Consider the following 25,241-nt stretch of genomic DNA (forward strand, 5'->3'; position numbering starts at 1 on the left):
CTGCTCCTCCATCACTTCGCTGTCTAGCATGCCGTCCTTCACCGCAATTGCCTTGAGCGTCATCTCTGTTGTCACTTCGATGGGCGCGGTATATTCGGCACTGCTACTAGTAGGCGTGCTGCCGTCCGTCGTGTAGTAAATCATTGCTCCTTCCGTTGTCGTGCTCAACGTCACCGTTGTACCAGCCAAGACTGCACCGCCCGCGGGACTGGCGACTGGCTTCGATACTTGCTCTGGCTCCGCTTCTAGTGAGAGCGTGATCGTATACGTTTTACTTTCTTGCAAATAAGGGACGACTTCCACGGTAACGACCGTTTGCTCATCGGTTACTGGTATATTGACTCCTTTAGCGGGATCGGATTGTCGCTCACCATTCACATACACAGCTGCAAATTCCGCATTTTCCAGTGTCGCGAGCACGTTCACCAACGTAACATGATTGTCAATTAATACCGTGTATTCCTGCTTCGAAGGATCAAACAAGAGTTCCAATTCTCCACCGCTTTGATCGGTCAGTTCAATCGTTACAAGATCGCTTGTTGGAATGACGTGTTGACCGGAAGAAGTATCGCCCCAACCGACAATCGTTCCATCTGCTTGCAAGGCTAGCGTGTAATAGTTACCTGCCGAAATCGCTACAACGTCACTCAAATTAGAAGACTTCGAGTTGGTTAAATTTGTTATCTCCCCAGGCGATCACCGTGCCATCCGACTTTAAAGCAACGGAATGAAAGCGACCTGCACTGATGGCCACAACATCCTGCAGGTTTTCGGGCACTTCTAACTGTTTATACGTATTATCTCCCCAAGCGATCACCGTACCATCCGTTTTAAGCGCCAAGGAATGGTAGTGTCCTGCGCTAATGGCTTTTACATCATGCAGACCACTTGGCATATCCAGCTGGTTCAATTGATTCGCTCCCCAAATCACTACTGTACCGTCAGCCTTCAGAGCAAGGGAGTGAAACAATCCTGCACTAACGGCAATCACCTGATCCAAATCATCAGGCACATCGAGCCGCTTATCATACTCTCCCCCTTCAATTCTACCCCAGGCAACGACTGTGCCATCGGCTTGCAACGCCAAAGCGTGATGGCTGCCTACGCTGATTGCCACTGTCTGTCCTTGCACTTCAGGCGGAATCGCCGCATAATGAGAACCGTCTCCCCAGATCACAATCGTGCCATCGGCTTTTAATGCCAGGGAAAACGCCTCCCCCACCTCAATGGCGCGCACATCTTGCAAATCGGCAGGAATCGCAAGGCGATTGTACAGATCGCTTCCCCAGCCGAGTACTTGGCCATCGGAGGTTAACGCAAGCGAATGGTTTCTCTCGGCAGCCAATTGTTTGGCTTTCACACGTTCATGGACATGTTCCGGCACGTCAGTCTGACCTTGACCATTATCCCCCCAGGCAATGATCGTCCCATCCGCTTTCAAGGCAAGCGAATGTCCGTATCCCGCTGCAATCGCGATCACACCGCTTTTCGCAGCTTCGGGTACAACCGTTTGTCCGTTGTCTTCCCACGAACCGTCTGAAATGCCCCAGGCAATGACAGAGCCGTCAGATTTCAAGGCCAGAGAATGTTTTTCCCCTGCCGCAATGGCGATAACGCCGCTTTCCGCCTCTTTCGGCACAGAAGATTGTCCGTATTGGTTGCTCCCCCAAGCAACCACCTTGCCCGAAGCCGTTAACGCCAAAGAATGATGCAATCCTGCACTAATGGCTACTACCTGGCCCTGCACCTCGTCAGGCACATCGAGTTTTCCGTCGCGCCCATCTCCCCATGCAATCACTTCTCCGGCAGCCGTTAACGCTAAAGAATGCCAATACCCTGCCGCAATGGCGATAACGCCGCTTTCCGCTTCTTCCGGCACATCCGATTGACCGTAAAGATTGTAACCCCAGGCAATGACTTTCCCTGAGGACGTGAGGGCTAACGAATGGAAGGCACCAGGACCCGCTGCAATCGCTATGATATCGCTTTTCGCTTCTGCCGGTACATTGGCTTCGCCGAATCTTCCCCCACCCCAGGCGATGACCTCGCCGCCGGATGTGAGAGCCAGGGAGTGATCCTGTCCTGCGGAAACCGAGACAATACTGGACTGTGCTTCAACAGGCACCGTAGTTCGGCCACCTTGATTCGATCCCCAAGCTAACACTTCGCCATCCGCAGTTAAGGCTAAGGAATGGAAATGCCCCCCTGCAATCTGCTGGACCCCGCCCCAACGATCACTCAAGGCTGGATGAAAGCTCCCTTGAGCAGACACGTTGTCATAGGGTACCGTGATCAGAAACGACTGGATGAGCAGCAAAGCGATGCACAGCTTCACCAAGCCGCTCCTCCTGTTGCATATGTATGATTGTTCCAAGCTTTTTCCCCATGGATTCATCTCTTACAAATCCTCCTTCAAGTTAATCTCTGCATAGCTTCACCCCATCTATTGTATATTCTTCCAATCCCTTTGTGATCAACCCTGCCTAGCACAAAAGATCAAAAAGGTTGAGCAGGGTGGTTGAGATAATTTGTACAAAATAAAAAGAACGGGTCAGAACAATTGTAGTGTTCTGGCACGTTCCAACGCTTGTAAGCGATTTTTGGATTGCAATTTGCAGTAGATATTGTTAATATGTGTTTTTACGGTTGCCAGGGAAACATTCAATTTAAGCGCGATTTCTTTATTAGACATTCCCGTTTCCATCAACCGAAGCACGCTTTGTTCTCTGGCTGTAAGAGCAGCCAACGTTCTATCATGGGGAGTACCGGCTTCCCTTTCGGCTAGCGGAATCAGTCTCCGCAGCCGTTTCACATAGGATAAAGGCACCTTATGGCTGGGGCGGCGATGCTGTTTTTGACGCAGTTGGATATATTGATCCAATAATTGGCCAACAGGTGCTCCTTCGTCAACAAAGGTTCGAATGTACCCTTCTGGCCACGCCAATGCAAGCGCTTCTTCCAACACGTCCATGCATTCTGCAACCTTTCCTTGTAAGGATAGGATCATACTCTTGTGAACGAGCAGACGAATTCGGTCGCTTTGCCGTCCTGTTTCTCTGGCCATGAAAAGAAGACGCTCCGCTAACGCTGCAGCTTCCTCGAATTTCCCCTGCTCTGCCAGTATAGAGGCCAGTAGATCGTATTCCTTGATCATGGATACCGGAATTTCATCACGGAATCGCAAGCGGCTCTTTCTCAGCCATTGTCTCACCGGTTTCTCTTCTCTATGCATCCTGCCCAGCATGGCGCGAAACGAGGCGATTTTCCCGGACAAACGCGAATTCGCCGTCTTGGACGTGAGTTGGGTTAGCTCGCGTAATATGTGCTTTGACGTCGCCTCGTCTCCTTGTACGGTGGCAATGCGGGCAAGCCAGAGCGCTGCGATGGTCGCCAAGCTTCGATGATCATGCAATCTTCCAATATCATAGGCTTGGCGCATCAGCTTTTCCGCTTCGACCAAGCGATTTCGTTCGTACTGCATTTTGCCTAAGTCGATATAAAGATGAGCAACAAAATAGACATTTCGGGTTTCAGACCAAATCGACAGCAAGGACGTTAACACCTGCTCCGCCAATCGAAGGCCATGATCCGACACGTAGATATCCCACACCGGATGATAGCCATCCACGTCGCTCCCAAACTCAATGAAGAAATCGCCTTCCGGATGCTTCTCGACATATTCATGTGAAAATTGAACGGCATATTCAAAATCACGATCCAAAAACGTGCGAAATGCAGCCAGAAAAGCGAGTCCGGCTTGCAATGTTTCGGCTTCTTCAGGAGGAAGGGGATCTGTGTCCTCTTCTAGCCTGCGAACCGCTTGCCAATACCCGTCAGTGGCCGCTTCGACATGCCCGGACAAGTACTGGGAAGCGAGTTTTGTCAACAGCATCATCGGTCTGGCAAATAACAGCGTGTCGGGAATTGCGTTTAACCACTTGCAAAGCGTCGTCCATTCATTGGTCATCAGCTCCGGTGTCATCACCTCTATCAATGATAGCGCATGTTCATAATCGGCAGCCGCAAGGTAATGATCTACCGCTTCATGCGGATAACCGTTCTCTTCCAACCATTTTCCCGCTGTCATGTGAAGTGTTTGCCATTGCCGCGGCTCGCGCATTTTCAACTGCGCCGTCAAAAATTGCCGGAATAAATGATGATACCTGTACCACTCCCGCCACTCGTCCAAAGCTACAAGAAACAAGCTTTCCTTGTCTAATTGTTGCAGATACGCATGACTTTCGGCTATAACGGTTACCGCTTGACAAAGTTCGCCCTTCATCCGGTCCAAAATGGAAGTATAGAGTAAAAATTGCTGCATCGTTGCGGATTGTCGGGCTAACACCTCATCAAAGAAGTAATCCGATATATCACGTTCCGTCCCCGCCATCTTCCGGATTAGAGATACGGGATCGGTATGTTCGTGCATTGACAAGACCGCCAGTCGCATCGCCACTGCCCAACCCTCTGTCTTTTTTTGTACGGTCGCCACATCTTCATTGGATAATTGTATACCACCGCACTTCGCAAAAAATTCAGTCGTTTCGTCCGGCACAAACCGGAGATCGCTCGCCTCCAACGAGATCAGCCTATTTTCTGCTCGTAGTCTGGAAAGAGGAAGCGCTGGAGAATTTCGGCTTGCAAGATAGAGATGGACATGTAGTGGTAAACGTTCCAGCAGATAAGTGACGCCCTGCAAGATGGACGTTTCTTCGATATGATGAAAGTCATCCCATACGAGCACCATCGTGTGTGAAATGCGATGTAGCCCGTTGATGAGCGCAGCAATCAGTGACACACCCGATGGATCTTCTGCGGCATGACGAAGGACGTCCTGTTGGTCAAAAGACGGATAAGCTTGTTTTAACGCTGCAATGGTATGCCCCCAGAAGCGCGTGCGATCATTATCCCCTTGATCAAGCGAGACCCAGGCGACGGGATTTTCCAGCGTCATTACCCATTCGCCGAGCAATGTCGTTTTGCCATACCCGGCTGGAGCTGAGATCAAAGTAAGCGTGCGATCTAACCCTTCATGCAAACGCCGGGTGAGACGGGAACGCACAACAAGCGAGCTTCGCGATCGAGGAATATGCAGTTTCGTGGCTATGATCATGGCTTGCCCCCCTCCCTTATTTGGCAACCGTCATGAGATATGAACATTTTTTCTATTATTTTACCAAAAAACTTTTATTTAGGTAGGGCCTTATCGGAGCATATCAAATCACTTCGATCGACAATGCTGGGGGTACTATTAACTTGAAATAGAATGGAGTACATCTTTCCGCTAGTCGATGACAGGAAGGCGGACGATAAAGCCTTTCATCGTTTGCTCACGACTGTATTCAATCGTTCCCTCATGCTTTTTAATAATGGATAACGCTATGGATAGACCTAGCCCTGTGCCTGCCTTGTTCTTCGTTCTACCTTCCGAAGTTCTGTAAAACGGTTCAAAGATAAACGGAATGTGTTTTTCATCTATGCCATCTCCGGTGTCCATGATAGAAATGAAACACTCTCCTTCTTGACTTGCACACGTGATGATCACTTTTCCTTGTGGCTTGTTGTACATAATAGCGTTCTCGACCAGATTGCTGATGGCTCTCTGGATTAAAATATCGTTCCCATATATCTCAACATCAGGATGGATGTGGATTTCAATAGAAATTGTTTGTGCCAAAGCTAAATCGTTTAATTCACTCACGACTTTACGGATCATTGAACCCACTTCAATCACATCCTTATCCGGGTCATTATTTTTAGCCAGAACGAGCAGTTCATTGACCATATGATTCATTCGTTTTAACGTCTTTTCAAAAATGTCCGAGAGCTGCCGATAATCTGCCAAAGTTGCGGATGGATCACTCCTCAAGACTTCCAGATTCGTCTTCAAAATCGTCAAGGGAGTTCTAAATTCATGAGCGGCATTGGCCATAAAACGTTCTTGCTGCTGGAAGGCATGTTCTAATTTTTTCAGCATGGTATTGAACGATTCCGTTAATTCTTTCAATTCATCATTGGGCAGTTCCTTAACAGGAAGCTGCACGGACAAATCATTGGCATTGATTTTCATAAGTCGTTCACTCAATAAACGCACCGGCCACAGACTTCTTTTGGAGAGATAAAACGCCCCGACCCCACCTAATATAATCATGATGAGCAGGCAGATCAGCGAAAAAAGGAGAACTTGTCCTTTAAATGCAATCAATTCAGATGAAAAGCTTACATCCGATCTGAGCATCCCCTCTTCGTTTACCTGATTCACTTCAATGGTGGGTACGATCACTTCATGATCTTGTTGAAGTAGCATATCATTGGGCTTCACATGAACAGCAGGAAGCATAATTTGAACAAAAACATTGAGCGAAACCAACAGAAACACGCCTGTCAATATGATTAAACCCAGGTTCCACAACACGATTCTTCCCGCCAATGTGAGCCGCTTGCTTTTCATCATTTTGATAACCTCTCAATTTGTTTGTTCAGTCGATAGCCGTACCCTGGCACCGTATTCAAAAAGTTTGCATGGATAACGGATCTTATCTTACTACGCAAAGTCGTAATATGTACCCTGACGGAATTGGAAAAAGGGTCCGCATGCTGATCCCACACATGTTCAACCAATTCTTCGGACGAGACAACTCGATCAGGATGAGATAAAAAATACTGTAATAAGGCAAACTCCTTACGAGTAAGGGTCAGCTGTTGCCCAGCACAAGTTGCTGTCATCGTGATCGGATTCAACTCGATAGGGCCATAGGTGAGCAGCGGGCTTTCTCGTAAAAGATCACGTCTCAATAAGGCGCGTATTCTTGCTTTCAGTTCTTCAAAATCAAATGGTTTACCAAGATAATCGTCCGCTCCCAAATTCAATCCTTTCACACGAGAAGATGTATCAGAAAGCGCTGTTAGAATCAGCACTCTGATTTGTTTGGACAGATGTCGTATGTGTTGCAGCACGTCTAACCCATTCCTATCTGGCAAGTTTAAATCCAAGATGATGATATCGTAGGCATGGATTTCCGCCAGGTGACAGCCTTCTTCTCCATCTAATGCAATATCTACCGCAAATCCTTCCATTTCCAATCCTTTTTTAATCGCATTGGCCAAATCTTGCTCATCTTCAATTACCAGCATCCGCATCTTTTGCTCACCTCTCATAAAACAATGTAGTCGGGGAATGGTTTTTGTTTAGATCGTGATATTTCCGGTGACTGTCACTTGATGGGTATCGGTATTGTAAATCCCCACTCGATAGTTGTCAGCGACATTCACTACAAAGGTTCGACTATCGGCACCGCCTGTAAAGTTCACATAAAAAAATGTATTGTCCGAGTCGATTAAACCAACTCGAAGTGTAGCGTCCCGAGGCAGCCATGTCAATGATATGGTTACCTCTTCGTTCCGAGTCAAATACCACGGGTTTCCAGACCCATCACTTATTGTGGCAAGTGATGATCCCGGCAAGTTGAAGTTAACCGGATAAGTAGCCTGTACACCAACATCGTCAGAATCCCCAAGATTCAATTCAATGATGTTTTCCTCTGATAGTTGAATTTTGTGTACCGGCTGCCCGTCCACAGTGACATCACTTGAAGTTGGGTTTGTGTCATTCACTTGAGAAATTGCTTGTTGATTTACTGTAACAGCTCCAGAAGACTGACCCGAAATATCCTCTGACTTCGAAACAACATCACTCGTTTGAATCGTTACTGGCAGCGCATCATTTGCCAAGGCAAATGCGGTCATGGGCAACACGGTTATCAACAAAACAGCCGTAATTAAAAACGTTTAATTCTCATTTTTTTCACCTCATTTTTTCTTTTCCCCGACTACTTAACCACAGTGTATTTGATCTGTTGTTAAATTTTTGTTAAGACAGCTGTATTTCAGAAAAAGAGGAAGTCAGCTGAGGAACTTCTGGGGCGAGAACGATGCTTACGGTTATCAAGGCAGTCACGAGCCCCATCAAACATGATACTGTCCACCCAAACCTGCCAGTAAAACCGGTAGCTTTTCCGATGACAACCGGCAGTCGATCCGTTAAATCCACGACGATCTGACAGAGTCACCGCCGTAGATGGCGGGGAAGCAGATAGAGAAGAGTCAGTACATGATCGCAAGGCCCAAATAAAATTCGCGCGAGTGTGCGCCCATGTTGAGGGATACGATCAAATTCGCCTTGCCGATCCGATTGTTAACGCCGGAGCGCCCGAGGCGTTAGACCGACGGAAACAGCCGCCTCGGGTTGTCCACGCGCACACCTTCCTGTCTTCAGATCGGCCCCGTACCACCACCCCATTTTCGTTCTCGACGGACTAGGGGAGTTCGTTTACAAACAGAATAGTCACGCGATCCGCAAAGCAGAATTGTTCTGCCTGTTTTTGCAGACGGTGCACAAATATGAGGTCAACGGGCGACCCTCTTTTTTTTCTAATCGATAATCTATAAATCATGAATAAGAGAGTCGTATTTACGTTAGATCATCCAACTTTGGCGAATGCTGCGAGCGGATCTATAAAAACCTGCTTCTACCTTCATGCCAGCAAGTACGGGAAGTATGTTCAAGAAGACTGCAGCAGTTGCGGTCATGTACTAGACATCCTCACCTATCGAATAACTTAGTAATGTCGTAACCTGAATCTTGATTTCACCTCACGATAATTTGCAACAGCATAACTGCCAATGGAATAAGAATCCACCCAATAGGAAATAATGATAATGATGAGATGTGAGAATCTGGAGGTTCGTCGATGGCAAGAAAAAAACAAAATCAATCGATCAAGAATGATTTTTTCGGAGACATTCAATCAGCCCTCGGGTTACCCCCGGACTTGGTCTGCCGATCCTTGTTTGTCCAAGGGGAACAAACCGTGCAGTGCGTATATCTGGAATCGATGGTCAATAAAAAAACGATTGACGAATACATTTTGAAATCGTTCACGGAAAATACGTTTTCCGAAGGGGAAGCGCCTCGTTCCGCCGAAAGCGGTTTTTTGCGCGAATTTTCCTTTTCCGATCCATATGAACAGTTGCGGGAACATGCCGTAAAAGCTCTCCTGGCAGGCCATTGCGCACTAACCGATTTTGCAAGGGAGCGCGTTTGTCTCATCAATGTGACCGAATCCAAACAACGCTCCATTGAAGAACCGAAGTCGGAATCGACCATTCGCGGGCCGCACGAAGGCTTTACGGAAAGTATTCTGACCAATGTGGGGCTTGTCCGCAAAAGAATCCGCAACCCATTCCTCCGGTTTGATAAAATGAACATCGGCAATCAAACCGGGACGACTTTGCTTATGGTGTACATGGAGAACCTCGCCCCGGAATCGCTGGTCCGGGAAGTGCGCGGCAGATTGTCAGCCATCCGGACGGACAGTGTGCTGGAAAGCGCTTATGTGGAGGAATTCATCCAGGACCGGATTTGGTCTCCTTTTCCGACGCTTACCAACACCGAACGCCCTGATATGGTAGCTGCCCAGTTGCTGGATGGTAAAGTGGCCGTGATGGTGGACGGAACGCCCAACGTCCTGCTTGCCCCCATGACGTTTTTCGAGTTCTTCAGTTCTCCTGAAGATTATTATCAGCGAGCGGACATCGCCACGTTTATTCGCTGGATTCGGTTGATTTCCTTTTTTACGGCCGTGTTCGTCCCTTCCTTGTATGTCGCGGCCACGACGTTCCATCAGGAACTGATCCCGACCCAACTCCTGATCAGTTTGTCCGCCCAGCGGGAAGGGGTCCCCTTTCCCGCCATCTTCGAAGTGTTGTTAATGGAAGTCGTGTTTGAAATTATCCGGGAGGCGGGGCTGCGCATGCCGCGGGCGGTCGGACAGGCGCTTTCGATCGTGGGGGCGATTGTACTGGGGCAGGCGGCGGTGGAAGCCGGTCTCATTTCCGCCGCGATTGTCATTGTCGTTGCCATAACCGGCATCACCAATTTTGTCGTTCCGGTTTACAGCTTCGGCATGTCACAACGCCTGCTTCGCTTTTCGTTCGTGCTGTTGGCCGGCTTTATGGGCCTTTTTGGCATTTTATGCGGTGCCCTGTTTCTGGTTGTCCATCTGGTGTCGCTTAAGTCATTTGGCGTTCCTTACATCACTCCCGCCTCCCCGTCCATAGGAACCGATTGGAAAGATGTGTTGGTGCGGCTGCCCCGGCCCTGGCTGGATCCGAACGGTCTGCCCGGATATATTCGGAATATGAAGAGAAAAAGGTAATCTGGAGGAACAAACATGACCAACCGGTATGCAGCGGGTCTGTTCATCCTGATGATGTTTACCGCCCTGCTTACGGCTTGCTGGGACAGGACGGAGATGAACGAACTGGCGCTGGTCAGTATGGTGGGGGTGGACAGCGACCCGGAGAGCAACAAAATAACCGTGTATTACCAGATCATCAACCCGCTCAGCGGCACTTCCGCCAAAGGTACGTCGGGAGGCGAACAAGCCCCTGTATACACTTACGAAATCAGTGGATCGTCTTTTGGAGAAATCAAATCTACGATTTACAAAATGTTGCCGCGCAAGTTATTTATGGCCCACTGCAAGGTGCTGCTCGTTTCCCAGCGGGCCGCCAAACAAGACATGCGCGATATTGTCAACTTTATCGAAATGCAACCCAACGGCCGCTCGTCGGTCCCGATGCTGATTGTCGACGGATCGATATCTCAGGTCATGAGAACATTAACTCCCCTGGAGCGGGTGCCGTCTGACACGATCGATTCCAGGCTCGACCTGCTGATCCGGAATTCGCTCCTAGTGGGAAAACAGATCAAGGTCAGTGATGTCATTGAACGGATGGAAAAGTCAGATACGATCGTATTACCGTTGATCACCGGAATGACAGAGGCACCTTCTTCCAACAGCGGGGAAAGGTCGGCGGATATCGACGCCAATCAAAACAACTTTATCATCCGAGGCGGGGCGGTTTTCCGTGATTATCGCATGGCGGGCAAACTGAATGATACGCAGCTGGTCTGGTACCATTTGCTAAATGGCGATCGAGGTCGCCACGTGCGACAGTTTCAGGTGGAAGGAAAACAGGTATCCGTGGAATTGAGACTGGTTCGCATAAAACGTGAGGTCTTCTGGAAATCCGACCAACCTGTCGTTCGGATCCGCTTGGACCTCGAACTTTCCACTGCCTATACAATCGAGTTCGTCCCGAAGTCTCGGAACGAGGTGGAGAGACTTGAAAACAGACTGAATCAGATCATAGCAGACGAGTCGCTTGCTTTCTATCAAATGATAAGGGAGCGTGGCTGGGATCTGTTAAGCATCAACGACTTGTTGCGCAAACAAACGCCAAATCATCCGGATATCGACCAAGCGGCGAAAAATGCACAAATTGAGATTCGTGCAAATACCCGGCTGCTCCGAACGGGAAGCATGAGTCAACCTTATGGAGGAACAGGATGAAGCCAATGATTTCCCGATTCCAGTTTTATCTGCTGACAATCAATTATATCCTCGGAACCACCCTTTTCGTGCTGATCGGGCGGCTGGTCGTACAGGCGGGACAGGATGCCTGGCTCATGCCCTTGTGGGCAGGAAGTTTTGGCATACTCGTCGGTCTGTTCTGGATTTTTCTTTTCCGATATTACCCGGGCAAAAGTCTGGTGCAAATCCCGCTGGAAGCTTGGGGACGTTATCTGGGAACACTAGTTTCCGTCCTGTATTTTCTTTATTTCTGTATTTTGGCTGGATGGGCTCTTCGAAATTTAAGCGATTTTTTAAATGGAACCATCATGCCGGAAACGCCGAAAACCGTTTTTCACGTCATGTTTTTGCTTGTCGCCTTTTACACGGTCGCTCAGGGGGCGGAAGCCATCGGACGATTAAATCAAATCATCACTCCGTTTTTGTTCTTCCCGTTCTGGTTTGTTCTGTTGCTGGCAATGGTGAACTGGGATTGGGGAAGACTTCAGCCAGCTTTCCATTCCGGCCTGGGTGCCATTTTGCAATACCATTCCTTTTTGGGCTTTCCCTATATGGAAACTATTGCGCTCACGATATTGTTTCCGCTGGTCAAACAGGGGGCAACACGCCCCTTTTTGCTTGGGCTCTTGACCGCTTCCGTTTCTCTTAGCATGACCTTGTTTATGATTATCGGTTTATTAGGAGTGGAGAGGGCGTCACAACTTACCTTTCCAGTGTATACGACCGTGCAGGAAATTTCCATCGGAGAGGTGATCGTCAACATCCATTCCATTATCTCCGTTATTTTACTGATTCTGATTTTTATCAAGCTGTTGGTACTCGTTTACGGAGCTTCCGAAACGCTGCGTCAAGTATTTCGTCCAAAAACCCGGTGGCCTCATTTTCTGGGTTTGACGATTTTGTTGTCGGCGACCGCCTTGTCCATCTATGAAAACCCGATCCAAAACGAGGAATGGGATGAAAAATATACATTCATATATGACAGTTTCTTTGTTCTACTGATCCCCTTTTTGTTGCTAGTGACAACATGGGTCAAACGCACGTTCGAGAAGCGAAAAGGAGGATGAATTGAACATGTTGATGCTTCACATCCTGCTGGCGCCTTTGATAGGTTTACCGATGTTGGGATTGCTTCGAAAGAGACTTTATCGGGATGCAGCAGTTTTTGGGGCTGTATCTGTTATTGGATACGGATTATGGATTTGTATCGTGAATCATCGTCCTTTTATCATTACGATTTTTATTGAAAGAATGATTGAAATGTTAAAATCCATTTCAACGACGATGATATAAACGTAGAATGAATTGTTTTGCGGGTTCTTCCCAGTTTAGTACCACTATGATCCGCCAATCCTTGTGACAGAACCTTAACAGGAGATATGAAGGATGACTGAAAACGAATGATTACTAGCGGCAAAATTAATGCTTATAATAAACCGTTCCTTCATACCAGCCTTGTAGCCAGATTCTAGGGTACTGATTTTGAACGGGTTGATCTCGTGCGGAATAACCATTTCATAGATTTCCCTATCAAATAATACTTCTGTCGGAGGAAAGCAAGAAGTGAAGTCACTATAATCATAATTAAATAACCAAGCATTAAACTATTTTCAAAATCTTGGTGCATTGAAAAATAAACAAAACAGACTATTAGAATACCAATTACCGTTTTTTTTATATCAGTATTTCCTCGTATAATATGTTTATAAAAAATAAATATATGTGGTAAACTTGGGCATCAGAAGATTATCATAGGTTAAATTTATCGGAGACCAAGCAATGATCAAATATCAGGGGGAGGTCGTCGGAAACGACGGCCTTTTTACTTGGTTCAAGGGTTATGCGGCAAACTGGTCTCGTAGTAGATATGCGGCATGATAGGATACCTAACTAGAGACTGCAATTTTGCATGCTTCTTGAGACAAAAAGGACGCGTAAGCTTATGCTCTTTCATTTTACTGGTGATTCCGGATACTTTACCTTAGGTTTAGGTCCTTTAGCAAACCCGGATATACTCCTTTCAATTTTCTTCTTCCCTTAATAACACAGCTCAAAACTTCTTTTCATCGGGCATTTTTTCTTGTTATTTCGCCCCCCTTCCCTCCCTCTTTTTATTTCATAGCTTTCAGAAAAGATGCTAAAGCAATATCATGTTTGTCTATTATTAAAAACGTTTGAAATCATGATATGCTGTTCGCCGCCTGATTATTTGGCGGAAAAAAACCATGGATTCGCCATTCGGTGTGGCGGAGCCAAACCGAATAAACAGCCGACAATAGCCTAATCCCTTCTGTACATTGACGGGGGATTAGGCTATTGTCGATTAAATAGGAAAATGCTCCCGAACCTTTGGAGAGGATCCCCGGGAGCATTCACTTCATCATGTCAAAAGTACTTTATTTCGGCCTTTCTTGCAAGGCTTATTTACGCACTTTCGAGAATCAATCTCCTGACGTCCAAATCTGCTGTGACGATTGCGGCCGGCTTCTCCATAAACACGGTCGTTATTGGCGAGGCGTTGTGACGAAACACGGGAAAATATCAGACTGTCGAGAAAGTCCTTTTCGAATAGGCACGAGGAAATCAAAAGTAAAAACAAGGTGATCAGATCGGTTTAAATCGATTTTTCTTATAAAAGTTGAGTCCACCCACATCAAAATGCGTTATATAGAAAGCCGGATTCACATTCTACCGATTTTTCGATGAAAACATCCGGCTATACATGTTTGAATTTATTTTTGGTATTGTAATACTCAATTCATTGATGATATAATTTAGTTGGCTTTTGGCAGCGAAAGAAGGTGATGAATTGATTGAGTCGTTTTGGAATATCTGTTTACTTCACGATATTACAACCCGTGATCAGCTGCTCCGCGAGGGCATTCGAGTGAAGCGGACGCAACAACTTCTGAAACAGCAACAGTTGGCCGAAACGGAGTTAATGACTGAACCCGAGAAGCTGTTTCAGTGGATGAAGGAACGCGCCTTAGACAAAGAATTAGGCCATTTTCCCGGCGATCGGGATTTATTTTATAAATTATACCATGCAGGCAAGGACATGGACTTGTTGGAATACGCCTTGCTCACCATCCAACAAGATCGGGTTACAGGGAGCATTGTCGTCCATCCGGGAATCGTCGAGCGGTTTGTCGATCAGTGTGAGCGACATGGTTGCAAGAACATTCTGTTTGCAGAAGCTGAAAAGTATATCAAAGGACTCATCGAAACGAAATGTTACCATCGACCATGGACAATCATATTGTTAACGGAAAACTACATCGTAGGCAGATTGTTCAAAACGTATTTCGAGCCCTATTCCAATATCCGCATCGTTCAAGGGTCCATTTATCAGCCGCTGCCCGCAGAACATCAATTCGACGCGATCCTGGCGATGCCGAATTTTGGTATGAAGATGAACGATGACGATGTCGCGGTTCGGGAATCCGAAGGCGCAGCGGCCAGCTACCTCCTTCCACTCTTGCAAGACGGCGGGAGATTGAGCGTGACCTTTCCTGCACGGATGCTGTTTCAATCCGGCGCGATCGCCAGCTGGCGGAAGAAAATGAATGATCAGGCGCCGGTGCAAACGATCTATTCGCTTCCGGACGGCTTGTTTCGTCCCTACACTTCTATCAAGACCTATCAGGTTGACTTCGGCAAAGTGCCTGTGGAAGAGGTGATCCTCGGGCGACTCCATATGGAGAAGTCAAAGCTTGTGGGGGAACAGGAGATTACCATCCATCCGGATCGGTTCCGAGAGCTGGATCATTGGCGAATCGAACTGCTGCTGGATGAAGATCAGGATATACTTCGTTCGTTTCAGCAGGCGGCAACCCCGAAAGTGAAGTTGCGCGATGTGGCAGAAATTTTTCGGGGAAAATCGATTCTTAAGCAGGATCTAAAGCCCGGGAACATTAAGGTGCTGAATATATCCAATCTGGATGACGGCGAAGTGCTATTGGATCAGCTTGAAACGATTGACGAGGAAGAGAGGAAAGTGAAACGTTACGAGATTCTCCCGGGTGACCTGGTCATGACGTGCCGCGGCACCGTGAACAAGCTGGCTGTATTTCCGGAGGCTCAAGGGATGGTCATCGCTTCCTCGAATATGATCGTGATCCGGTTCAAGTCGGCCATCAAGAGTCATTTTGCCAAAATGTTTCTGGAAAGCCCGGTTGGAACAGCCCTTATTCAAAGCTTCCAGCGGGGGACGACTGTAATGAATCTGAACCCGGCGGATGTGGCGGAATTGGAATTGCCTCTGGTACCGGAAGATAAGCAGCACGAGTTAATAGAGCAATATATACGGGAAAAAGAACGATATAAAGAAGTTGTTCGGGAAGCGACGAATCGCTGGGAACAAGTGAAGAGCCAGTTATACGAGGAACTCTACTGAGGAGGAATTAGGATCATGGCAACAGCGAACATTGGATTCGAGGAAAAATTATGGAGCATGGCCGATAAACTGCGCGGCAGTATGGATGCAGCGGAGTATAAGCATGTAGTGCTTGGCCTTCTATTTCTGAAATATGTGTCGGATGCATTTGAAGAAAAATATGAAGCATTGAAAAATGAACCGTATGCTGATCCGGAGGACCGGGACGAATACGTGGCAGAAAATATATTCTGGGTACCGAAGGAAGCGCGCTGGAGCCATATCAAGGATAACGCGAAGAAGCCGGATATCGGGCAGATCATCGACAATGCCATGATTGCCATCGAGAAGGAAAATCCGTCGCTGAAAGGCGTACTGCCGAAAGATTATGCTAGGCCAGCGCTGGATAAAACCCGCCTTGGCGAAGTAATCGACCTGTTCTCGTTCAAGGTCGGCGATGAAGAGAGCCGCTCGAAGGATGTTTTGGGTCGGGTATATGAGTACTTCCTTAGCAAATTCGCCAGCGCGGAAGGCAAGAACGGCGGGGAATTCTACACCCCGAACAGCGTTGTGCGCCTGCTCGTTGAGATGATTCAGCCGTTCAAGGGCCGCATATACGACCCCTGCTGTGGTTCCGGCGGCATGTTCGTGCAGAGTGAGAAGTTTGTAGAGGAACATCAGGGACGCATCGGCGATATCGCGGTGTATGGGCAAGAGTCGAATCCAACAACGTGGAAGTTGTGCAAAATGAACCTCGCTATTCGCGGCATCGACGGCAATCTTGGAGAGCATCATGCGGACACGTTTCACAATGATTTACATAAAAACCTGAAGGCCGATTACATCCTGGCGAATCCGCCATTCAATATCAGCGATTGGGGCGGCGAACGACTGACAGAAGACGCTCGTTGGGCGTATGGGGTACCTCCCGCTGGGAATGCCAACTATGCGTGGATTCAGCATATCGTGAACAAGCTTGCGCCCAGCGGCGTTGCCGGCTTCGTACTGGCGAACGGCTCCATGTCGACAAGTACGACGGCGGAGTTTGAAATTCGCAGCAAGCTGGTTAATGCCGATCTGGTCGATTGTATCGTCACCTTGCCGGGTCAATTGTTCTATTCTACGCAAATTCCGGTTTGTCTTTGGTTTATTGCCAAAAATAAAGCGCCAAAGGGCCTTCGGGACCGCCGCGGCGAAATCCTGTTTATCGATGCTCGCAAAATGGGCCATATGGTGGATCGGACACATCGCGAGTTGAGTACGGAGGATATCCGGAAGATCGCCGATACGTACCACGCATGGTGGGGACAGATGGATGCTGGACAGTATGAAGATGTGAAAGGTTTCTGCAAAGCGGCGAAACTTGCAGAGGTACAAGAGCACGAGTATATCCTGACACCTGGGCGTTATGTAGGCATCGAAGATGTGGAAGAAGACGGAGAACCGTTCGAGGATAAAATGGCACGGCTGACATCGGAGCTGGCGGAGCAGTTCGCCAAGTCCCGGCAATTGGAGGACGAGATTCGCAAGCGGCTAGGGGGGATCGGGTTTGAGTTTTGAACTGAAAAAATATAAACTTGCTGAAATTGCTGATGTTCAGACTGGTCCCTTTGGTAGTCAATTGCATAAAGATGATTACGTGCCCCATGGTACCCCGATAATCACCGTTGAGCACCTAGGGGAGAATTTTATTATTCACGAGAACACCCCCAAAGTTTCAAATGATGATGCGTTAAGATTATCGAAGTACAGCCTCTGCGAAGGTGACATCGTTTTTAGTCGTGTTGGGTCTGTTGACAGAAGAGCTTATGTTTCAAAAAAAGAACATGGCTGGCTCTTTTCTGGAAGATGTCTAAGAGTTCGGGTTAACAAAAAGGATAAGATCGACCCTAAATATTTATCTTACTATTTTGGTCTTGAAAGCTTTAGAGAGTATGTTCGTAGCATAGCAGTAGGTGCAACAATGCCTTCACTAAACACTAAAATCATGTCTAGTCTTGAGATTCAAGCACCGGAATTAAATGTGCAGGTGGCAATCTCCAAACTTTTATCATCCCTTGACAAAAAAATCGAGCTCAACAACGCCATCAACAAAAACCTTGAAGAAATGGCTCAAGCCCTTTTTAAGCGGTGGTTTGTGGACTTCGAGTTTCCAAATGAAAACGGCGAACCGTATAAGTCAAGCGGCGGCGAGTTTGAGGAAAGTGAGTTGGGGTTGATTCCGAGGGGTTGGAGCGTTGGAACCTTCCAAGATTTAATTTCGGATACAGTTGGAGGAGACTGGGGAAAAGAAGCTCCGCAGGGTAATTATACGAAGGAGGTTTCATGTATACGTGGGGCAGATATTCCCGAGATTACGAAAGGCTTACTGGGAAAGGTACCTAAACGGTTTATCTTACCAAAAAATGCAACTGCTAAGTCTTTATCTCATGGAGATATCATCATAGAAATATCAGGGGGCAGCCCAACTCAGTCAACAGGTAGAAGTGTACTTATTATTGAAGAAGTATTAAACAAATTCAATACTCCTTTGATTTGTACCAATTTTTGTAGGGTTATCAAACCTATAATTGGATATAGTGAGTTTTTGTACTGCTATTTGAGCTATTTATATAACGAGGATGTATTTTTTCAATACGAGAACGGGACGACAGGAATAAAAAATTTAGACATAGGAAGTCTCCTTAGCGTTCACAAAATCGTAATTCCAATAAAGTCCGTATTGCAACAATATTCAGCACAATATCAAGCAGTCTACTCGACAATTCAGCACTTAGGAAGAGAATCAGATCAATTGGCTCAAATCCGCGACACCCTTCTCCCCAAACTCATGTCGGGCGAGATCCGTGTCCCTGTGGAGCAGGATCATAATGATCCCGATCTGCCAAAGGTTGCGGAGAGTAGCGCAATCTATCAGCCCTAATCCAAAGGAGGTGCAACATGGCCTACTATACGACGTCTTATACCGAAAGTGACTTAGAGCAGGCCGCGCTGGAATGGTTCGAAGAACTGAACTACGAGAAAGCATACGGCCCGGATATTTCTCCGGAAGGCGAGTATCCCGAACGACAGTTTTACCATGACGTCATCCTGAAAGACAGGTTGCGCGATTCGCTCATTCGTATCAACAAACATGTGCCGCGGGAAGCGATAGAGGAAGCGATCAAGGTCGTTGAAGTGCCGCGCAGTCCCAGCCTGCTGATCAATAACAAGGCGTTCCAGAAGATGATTACCGATGGGATCGACGTGCAGTATCAAGCCGCCAATGGCGAATATCCGACAGAGAAAGTATGGCTGTTCGACACCGACCCGGACCGGATCGGCAACAACGATTTTCTGGTCGTCAACCAGTTTACCGTTGTTGAAAATCAGGGAGAGAAGCGCCCGGATATCGTCGTGTTCGTAAACGGTTTGCCGATCGCCGTATTTGAATTGAAAAGCGCCTCCAACGAAGAAGTCGGGATCAGCGATGCCTATCATCAGGTGCAGACGTACAAAGGCGCGATACCGTCCCTGTTCACCTACAACTCGTTTCTGGTCATCAGCGACGGCGTGAATGCGCGGGTTGGCACGTTGACCGCCAATGAAGACCGGTTTATGATGTGGCGCACGATTGATGGCGATGACGTGGCGCCCTCCTCCCTGCCCCAGCTTGAAGTGCTTGTGAAAGGAATGTTCGAGAAAAGCCGACTGCTTGATATTATCAGGCATTTCGTGCTGTTTCAAACCGATGGGGAGCATCTGTTCAAAATATTGGCGGGATACCACCAATACCACGCCACCAACAAGGCGATTGCAAGTACGGAACGGGCGACGATGGACGAAGGAGACCGCAAAATCGGCGTTATCTGGCATACGCAAGGCTCCGGCAAAAGCTTGTCCATGGTTTTCTACGCGGGAAAACTTGTCCTGACGCTGAACAACCCGACGATCGTCGTGGTGACGGACCGGAACGATCTGGACGATCAGTTGTTCAGCACGTTCAGCAAGTCGAAGGACTTGCTCAGGCAAACGCCTCAGCAAGCGGAAAATCGGACTCATTTGCGTGAGCTTTTGTCAGTGGAGTCGGGCGGGATCATTTTCACAACGGTCCACAAGTTCACCCCCGATGAAAATGAAGACAAGTATCCTGTACTTACGGAACGCCGCAATGTGATTGTGATTGCGGACGAGGCGCATCGCAGCCAGTACGGGTTTCAGGCGGATATGGTCGCCGGGGACGACGAAGCGGCCATTAAGTATGGCTATGCCAAGTATATGCGCGATGCGTTGCCGAACGCTTCTTATATTGGCTTTACCGGAACGCCGGTCGAATTGACAGACAAAAATACGCCTGCCGTTTTCGGTGACTACATCGATATTTACGATATGACCCGAGCCGTAGAAGACGGAACCACGGTCAGAATTTATTATGAAAGCCGCATTGCCCGCCTAGATTTGTCGGAGGCGGAGCGCCCGGTCATTGACAGCGAGTATGAGGATATTACGGAGTACCAGGAGTACACGCAGCGGGAGCGTCTGAAGTCGCGTTGGGCCAGGCTTGAAGCGTTGGCCGGTGCAGAGAAACGGGTCAGGAAAGTCGCGCAGGATGTCGTCGAACATTTCGAGCAACGGCAGAAAGCCGGCTTCGGCAAAGCGATGATTGTTGTGATGTCGCGGCGGATCGCCATCGATATGTACAGAGCGATTGTTGCACTCCGGCCGGATTGGCACAGCGATGATGATAACGAAGGCAAAATCAAAATCGTCATGACCGGAAGTTCCAGCGATCCGGAGGAGTGGCAACCGTTTATCGGCAACAAGCGGCGACGCGAACATCTCGCGAAGCGGATGAAAGATGTGAACGATCCGCTTCAGATCGTCATTGTCCGTGATATGTGGCTGACCGGTTTCGACGTGCCGAGCATGAATACGATGTACATCGACAAGCCGATGAAAGGCCATAACCTGATGCAGGCGATCGCCCGCGTGAATCGGGTATTCCGCGACAAGCCGGGCGGTTTGATCGTCGACTATATCGGAATTGCGGACTTGCTGAAATCGGCGCTTCAACAATATACGGAAAACGACCGCAAAACTGCCGGAATAGACACGGACCAAGCCGTTGATTTTATGCTGGAAAAACTGCAACTTATCCGCGAATTGCTTCATGGGTATGACTACAGCAAATTTGCTTCCGGGAAGGCATCCGAACGGATGAAGGCCATTGTTGAGACAGTCGATTACGTACTTGGACTAGGTGAAGAGAGCAAGCGGAACTTCCTGAATTGGACGACGGAATTGGCAAGAGCCTTCTCGCTCTGCGCGACGACTCCCGCCGCGGAGGAAGTCAATGTCGAAATCAGTTTCTTCAAAGCGGTTAAATCTGGTATAATTAAGCTGATAACAGACGAAAACAAGAGAAAAACGACGAAAGAACTCGATGCCGAGTTGAATCAGCTCATTTCGAAATCGGTCGTATCCGATGAAGTCGTCGATATTCTGGAAGCCGTAGGCTTGCAGAAACCGAACATCGCGATACTATCGGACGAGTTTCTGGAACATGTGCGCGGGTTGAAGCAGAAGAATTTGGCTGTGGAACTTCTCCGCAGACTGCTTCAGGGTAAAGTGAAGGCCGTTTCCCGGACCAGTATTGTGCAATCGAAGAAATTTTCCGAGATGCTGGAGGAAGCCATTCGGAAATACAACAATCGTACAATCGAGACGACGCAGGTTATCGAAGAACTGATCCAGATGGCCAAAGAAATGAACGCAGCCGTCAAGCGCGGCGAAGATCTCGGTCTGATCAAGGAAGAGCTGGCTTTCTATGATGCGCTCGCTTCGAATGAATCGGCCAAGGAACTGATGGGCGATCTCATGCTGAAGCAGATTGCACATGAGCTGACCCAAGCGATCAAGAGCAACATTAAGGTCGACTGGACGCTTCGTGAGAATGTACGTGCTCAGATGCGAATTACCGTCAAGCGGCTGTTGAAGAAATACGGTTACCCGCCGGATCTGGAAAAGATGGCCATTGATCTGGTGCTTCAGCAAGCTGAATTGATGGCACAGGCGGAGACGGAAGAGTTTAAATATTAACGGACATCAAAGGCGTAGGACATCAAGTTTGACTGTTTCTACGCCATTTTTTTGAGAGGTGAGAATGTGCCGGGATGTTATCGGATATTAGCTATAGACGGCGGAGGTATTAAAGGTCTTTATTCTGCTGTAATTCTAGAAGAGATTGAAAAAGTATACGGACCTGTGTATCAGAATTTCAATCTCATATGCGGCACATCAACTGGGGGAATTATTGCACTTGCATTGGCATCTGGCATGCCAGCGTCAGACATTGTGAGATTCTATAAAGAAAAAGGACCTTCTATATTTCCATATCAAAATCCATTCTATCGAAAGATTCATTATTTTAAACAAATATTGATCAAATCAAAGTATTCGAGCAATCAACTAAAATTGGCGCTCGAAGAAGTATTCCAGGATAAAAAAATAGAAGATTGCAAGACAAGTGTATTAATTCCAACAGTTAATGTTACCACAGGGTCACCTTATGTATTTAAATCAGACCACCAACCAACTTTAACAAGGGATAGTAAACGTCTCTTATCCGAAGTCGCACTTGCAACTACTGCTGCTCCCACTTACTTTCCGATTGTAGAGCTGCAAACAAAAGAGGGTCCGCAACAATTTGTTGATGGTGGACTCTGGGCCAATAACCCATCTTTATTGGGGATGCAAGAATATTTTACATACTACCTTAACAAAGGGTTTGATTCCTACTGTCTATTATCAATTTCATCTTTAAATGAGCACGCGAGATTTCCAGAGCCGCATAAGGTGTGGAAATCGAAATCGTTCAGTAGTTGGGGGAATAAGTTAATTTCCACTATGATCGATACACAGAGTTTCGCTGTCGACAATCACATGAAATTTATAACAAAATACTTACCGGGTCACTATGTTCGAATAACTAGTATAGAATTATCGGATCAAGAAAAAAAGTATATTGAGTTAGACCGTGCTTGTCCTGCCGCAATCAGCATTATGCTTGATAAAGGTGTTCAAGCGAGTAAAAAATGGCTGTTTGAAGATTCGGTCAGAAAAATCTTTGAATATCATAATCAGGAGGACGAGAAGTATGTCAAATTGTCATGACTTGTTCATTAAATTTCATGATGATGAAATCTATCTTAAATCTGACAAAAAAGAAAGTTTACGAACATCCAGGAATGCGTTGCGGGATAAAATTAAGAAGTATTTTTCTGAAGAATTAGATGTGAAAAAGCCCAAGTTTTATGGCCAGGGCTCATACATGATGAATACTACGGTAACTCCTATTGATGGTGAATATGATATTGATGACGGCATATATTTGGAACACTTAAAGAACTCCGATGAGGGCGATTGGCCTACCCCATCAACTGTTCATAGCTGGATTGTTAAGGCCACAAAAAACCATACCAGTGAGGAACCTGTAGATAAAAATACGTGTGTCAGGGTTATATATAAAGCAAATTACCACGTCGATTTACCGATTTACATCAAAAAAGACGACCAAAGTCCAAAGCTCGCACACAAATCTAAAGGATGGATTACCAGTGACCCCAAGGCTTTAACCGATTGGTTTAAGGGTGAAGTTCAAATAAAAGGAGACCAATTAAAGAGACTGGTTCGGTATCTGAAAGCATGGAAGGATTATAAGGAGAGCGATACCAAGTTTCCAAGTGGAATGATCCTGACAATACTTGCAGCCAATCATTTTGTAAGCGATTATCCTGATGAAGACGATGCAGCATTGGTAGCAACAGCAAAGGAAATTCATAACACGCTTTCTGAATCGTTTTCTTTAGTTAGGCCAGTAGTACCTGGCGAGGAACTCTTTGATAACTGGTCAGAAACGAGAAGATCAAATTTCCTGAACAAGCTTGAAGATCTTATCAAAAAAGGTGGGGAACAACTTCTTCACGATCTGTTTGATTCGGCGACGCTCCGCAAGAATTTCCATTCGGCGTTCGCGGCGTATTTTTTGTTCTGGCGCATGGTTCGTTGCTTGTGGTACCATGTTGCTAAGGACACTCCCTCTCGTCGGTTATTCTGTGGTGGTTTAACCTTTGACAAGAGGCATGCAGTGTCCTGTTTATTTTGCGAAAAAATTAGCAACTTCTTATGACGGAAAAAACCTGTCACGGCCTGGATCTTTCACTTTTTGACGAGGTTACTTTCCGATTTCATGTTGAAAACAATGCTGACAAGTCCTATAATAGTGTCGTTTGCTGGCAGAAATGAGCCGGATTATGCTGAGGGATTCGCAGCCCGCCGGGCAAACGGGGTTACGGAGAAGGAGTGGGGAAATGAAAAGAAAATGGATTCTGGGCGGGGTACTCGCCATCTTGCTGTTCATTGTCGGTTCGTACTTTTACGCAAATGCGACGTACATGGACAAGCCGCTGAAGGCGATGCAGAAAGCGGGCTTTGCGGAGAAACAGGTGACGCTGAAGGACGGGACGGTGCTGAACTACGGGGAAGGGCCCGACAACGGGAATCCGCCGCTTCTGCTCATCCACGGGCAAGGCATGACCTGGGAAGATTACGCCAAGGTGCTTCCGGCGCTGTCCGAGCGGTATCATGTATTCGCCGTCGATTGTCACGGGCATGGGGAATCGGATTGGAACCCCGAGAAGTATTCGGCCAGGGCGATGGCCGCCGATTTCGCCGAATTCATCGAGACGGTGATCGGCGAGCGGACGGTTCTTTCCGGTCATTCGTCAGGCGGCATGGTGGCGGCCTGGATCGCGGCGCATTATCCGGAACTGGTGATCGGACTCGTCATCGAGGACTCTCCGTTCTTCGCGACGGAGCCGGGGAGAAGGGAGACGACGTATGCCTGGGTGTATGGGTTTCAGCAGTATGAGGAGTTCAAAAACCAGGACGAAATCGACGACTACTTCGAATATTCATTGAAACACAGCTATTGGAAGAAGATATTCGGAGACTTCTTGTGGAATTGGTTCTCGCGGGATGCGGTCGCCTATCATAAGAAGCATCCGGATGAACCGGTGCACCTGGTCTATCTGCCGCCGCAAATCAATCGCATGTTCGAATCCGCCACCTATCCGTATGACAGGCGGTTCGGCGAGACGTTCTTCGATAACAGCTGGTTTGAAGACTACGACCAGTCCGCAGTACTGGCAAAGATCGAATGCCCCGCTGTGTTTGTGAAGGCCGAGACCAATTATGACGGCAAACTGCTGCTCGCAGCCCTGACGGATGAAGACGCCGAACGGGTCGTCAGCTTGCTGCAGAACGGGAAGCTGGCAAGCGTGGATACCCCCGGACATGACATTCATTATGATAAGCCGGTTGAATTCACCAATATCATGATCGATTTTCTGGATGAAGTTTTGTAATTCCGATCCTTGCGGAAATTTCAA

Annotated in this window: 16 protein-coding genes and 1 pseudogene; 11 read left to right on the plus strand and 6 right to left on the minus strand. The window is 47.5% G+C overall.

Annotation, left to right across the window (positions count from 1 at the left end; all coding sequences use genetic code 11):
* The 6 genes from PSHG_RS31200 to PSHG_RS15680 all read right to left on the minus strand — a co-directional run.
* A partial coding sequence (locus PSHG_RS31200) for a chitobiase/beta-hexosaminidase C-terminal domain-containing protein (RefSeq protein WP_010274480.1) occupies positions 1 to 651 on the minus strand: 651 nt, incomplete at its 3' end.
* A 1-nt stretch (position 652) separates the two neighbouring features.
* Positions 653 to 2,335 carry an RCC1 domain-containing protein gene (locus PSHG_RS15660; protein ID WP_162137292.1) on the minus strand — a complete coding sequence of 561 codons (1,683 nt, stop codon included), beginning with the start codon at positions 2,333 to 2,335 and terminating at the stop codon, positions 653 to 655.
* A 216-nt stretch (positions 2,336 to 2,551) separates the two neighbouring features.
* Positions 2,552 to 5,113: a LuxR C-terminal-related transcriptional regulator gene (locus PSHG_RS15665; protein ID WP_010274485.1), complete on the minus strand. Its 2,562-nt coding sequence runs from the start codon at positions 5,111 to 5,113 to the stop codon at positions 2,552 to 2,554.
* 171 nt (positions 5,114 to 5,284) lie between these two features.
* Positions 5,285 to 6,454, minus strand: a complete 1,170-nt coding sequence (locus tag PSHG_RS15670) for a sensor histidine kinase (RefSeq protein ID WP_010274487.1) — start codon at positions 6,452 to 6,454, stop codon at positions 5,285 to 5,287.
* A complete protein-coding gene (locus tag PSHG_RS15675) occupies positions 6,451 to 7,140 on the minus strand; it encodes a response regulator transcription factor (RefSeq protein WP_010274489.1) in 690 nt (229 codons plus the stop codon). The genes PSHG_RS15670 and PSHG_RS15675 overlap by 4 nt, the downstream gene beginning before the upstream one ends.
* 48 nt (positions 7,141 to 7,188) lie before the next feature.
* The gene (locus PSHG_RS15680; RefSeq protein WP_010274491.1) at positions 7,189 to 7,746 is read right to left on the minus strand and encodes a hypothetical protein; all 558 of its coding nucleotides are present in this window, start codon (positions 7,744 to 7,746) and stop codon (positions 7,189 to 7,191) included.
* A gap of 1,004 nt (positions 7,747 to 8,750) precedes the next feature.
* Between PSHG_RS15680 and PSHG_RS15690 the strand changes: the two genes are divergently transcribed.
* The 11 genes and pseudogenes from PSHG_RS15690 to PSHG_RS15740 all read left to right on the plus strand — a co-directional run bounded on the left by PSHG_RS15690 (position 8,751) and on the right by PSHG_RS15740 (position 25,217).
* Positions 8,751 to 10,217, plus strand: a complete 1,467-nt coding sequence (locus PSHG_RS15690; RefSeq protein ID WP_010274493.1) for a spore germination protein — start codon at positions 8,751 to 8,753, stop codon at positions 10,215 to 10,217.
* 15 nt (positions 10,218 to 10,232) lie between these two features.
* A complete protein-coding gene (locus PSHG_RS15695; RefSeq protein WP_010274495.1) occupies positions 10,233 to 11,417 on the plus strand; it encodes a Ger(x)C family spore germination protein in 1,185 nt (394 codons plus the stop codon).
* Entirely contained in the window at positions 11,414 to 12,505 is a 1,092-nt protein-coding gene (locus tag PSHG_RS15700; protein WP_010274497.1) for a GerAB/ArcD/ProY family transporter, read from the plus strand. Before PSHG_RS15695 ends, PSHG_RS15700 begins: the two co-directional genes overlap by 4 nt.
* A 7-nt stretch (positions 12,506 to 12,512) precedes the next feature.
* Positions 12,513 to 12,731 (plus strand): hypothetical protein, encoded by a 219-nt coding sequence (locus PSHG_RS15705; protein ID WP_007130946.1) that lies wholly within the window; start codon positions 12,513 to 12,515, stop codon positions 12,729 to 12,731.
* Positions 12,732 to 14,247: 1,516 nt separating this feature from the next.
* Positions 14,248 to 15,834, plus strand: coding sequence for a restriction endonuclease subunit S (locus PSHG_RS15710; protein ID WP_010274505.1), 1,587 nt, complete (start codon positions 14,248 to 14,250; stop codon positions 15,832 to 15,834).
* A gap of 15 nt (positions 15,835 to 15,849) precedes the next feature.
* Complete coding sequence (locus PSHG_RS15715; protein WP_010274506.1) at positions 15,850 to 17,373, plus strand: class I SAM-dependent DNA methyltransferase; 1,524 nt, start codon at positions 15,850 to 15,852, stop codon at positions 17,371 to 17,373.
* The gene (locus PSHG_RS27805; RefSeq protein WP_010274509.1) at positions 17,363 to 18,736 is read left to right on the plus strand and encodes a restriction endonuclease subunit S; all 1,374 of its coding nucleotides are present in this window, start codon (positions 17,363 to 17,365) and stop codon (positions 18,734 to 18,736) included. Before PSHG_RS15715 ends, PSHG_RS27805 begins: the two co-directional genes overlap by 11 nt.
* A 17-nt stretch (positions 18,737 to 18,753) precedes the next feature.
* Entirely contained in the window at positions 18,754 to 21,891 is a 3,138-nt protein-coding gene (locus PSHG_RS15725) for a type I restriction endonuclease subunit R (RefSeq protein ID WP_010274512.1), read from the plus strand.
* 66 nt (positions 21,892 to 21,957) lie between these two features.
* The gene (locus PSHG_RS27810) at positions 21,958 to 22,965 is read left to right on the plus strand and encodes a CBASS cGAMP-activated phospholipase (protein ID WP_010274515.1); all 1,008 of its coding nucleotides are present in this window, start codon (positions 21,958 to 21,960) and stop codon (positions 22,963 to 22,965) included.
* A pseudogene (locus PSHG_RS31740) lies at positions 22,949 to 23,764 on the plus strand (cyclic GMP-AMP synthase DncV-like nucleotidyltransferase); the annotation flags it as partial. The gene PSHG_RS27810 and the pseudogene PSHG_RS31740, both read left to right, overlap by 17 nt.
* A gap of 397 nt (positions 23,765 to 24,161) precedes the next feature.
* Positions 24,162 to 25,217 carry an alpha/beta fold hydrolase gene (locus tag PSHG_RS15740; RefSeq protein ID WP_010274521.1) on the plus strand — a complete coding sequence of 352 codons (1,056 nt, stop codon included), beginning with the start codon at positions 24,162 to 24,164 and terminating at the stop codon, positions 25,215 to 25,217.
* Positions 25,218 to 25,241 lie beyond the last annotated feature (24 nt).

It is taken from the genome of Paenibacillus senegalensis JC66, assembly GCF_000285515.1.
Taxonomy (GTDB): domain Bacteria; phylum Bacillota; class Bacilli; order Paenibacillales; family NBRC-103111; genus Paenibacillus_L; species Paenibacillus_L senegalensis.

What these genes read in the sequence shown, in the direction of transcription:
- PSHG_RS15700 (WP_010274497.1), top strand. Translation starts at nt 11,414, where the DNA reads ATGAAGCCAATGATTTCCCGATTCCAGTTTTATCTGCTGACAATCAAT.
- PSHG_RS15725 (WP_010274512.1), top strand. Translation starts at nt 18,754, where the DNA reads ATGGCCTACTATACGACGTCTTATACCGAAAGTGACTTAGAGCAGGCC.
- PSHG_RS15680 (WP_010274491.1), bottom strand. Translation starts at nt 7,746, where the DNA reads ATGACCGCATTTGCCTTGGCAAATGATGCGCTGCCAGTAACGATTCAA.
- PSHG_RS15690 (WP_010274493.1), top strand. Translation starts at nt 8,751, where the DNA reads ATGGCAAGAAAAAAACAAAATCAATCGATCAAGAATGATTTTTTCGGA.
- PSHG_RS15715 (WP_010274506.1), top strand. Translation starts at nt 15,850, where the DNA reads ATGGCAACAGCGAACATTGGATTCGAGGAAAAATTATGGAGCATGGCC.
- PSHG_RS15670 (WP_010274487.1), bottom strand. Translation starts at nt 6,454, where the DNA reads ATGATGAAAAGCAAGCGGCTCACATTGGCGGGAAGAATCGTGTTGTGG.
- PSHG_RS15695 (WP_010274495.1), top strand. Translation starts at nt 10,233, where the DNA reads ATGACCAACCGGTATGCAGCGGGTCTGTTCATCCTGATGATGTTTACC.
- PSHG_RS15675 (WP_010274489.1), bottom strand. Translation starts at nt 7,140, where the DNA reads ATGCGGATGCTGGTAATTGAAGATGAGCAAGATTTGGCCAATGCGATT.
- PSHG_RS15740 (WP_010274521.1), top strand. Translation starts at nt 24,162, where the DNA reads ATGAAAAGAAAATGGATTCTGGGCGGGGTACTCGCCATCTTGCTGTTC.
- PSHG_RS15705 (WP_007130946.1), top strand. Translation starts at nt 12,513, where the DNA reads ATGTTGATGCTTCACATCCTGCTGGCGCCTTTGATAGGTTTACCGATG.
- PSHG_RS15665 (WP_010274485.1), bottom strand. Translation starts at nt 5,113, where the DNA reads ATGATCATAGCCACGAAACTGCATATTCCTCGATCGCGAAGCTCGCTT.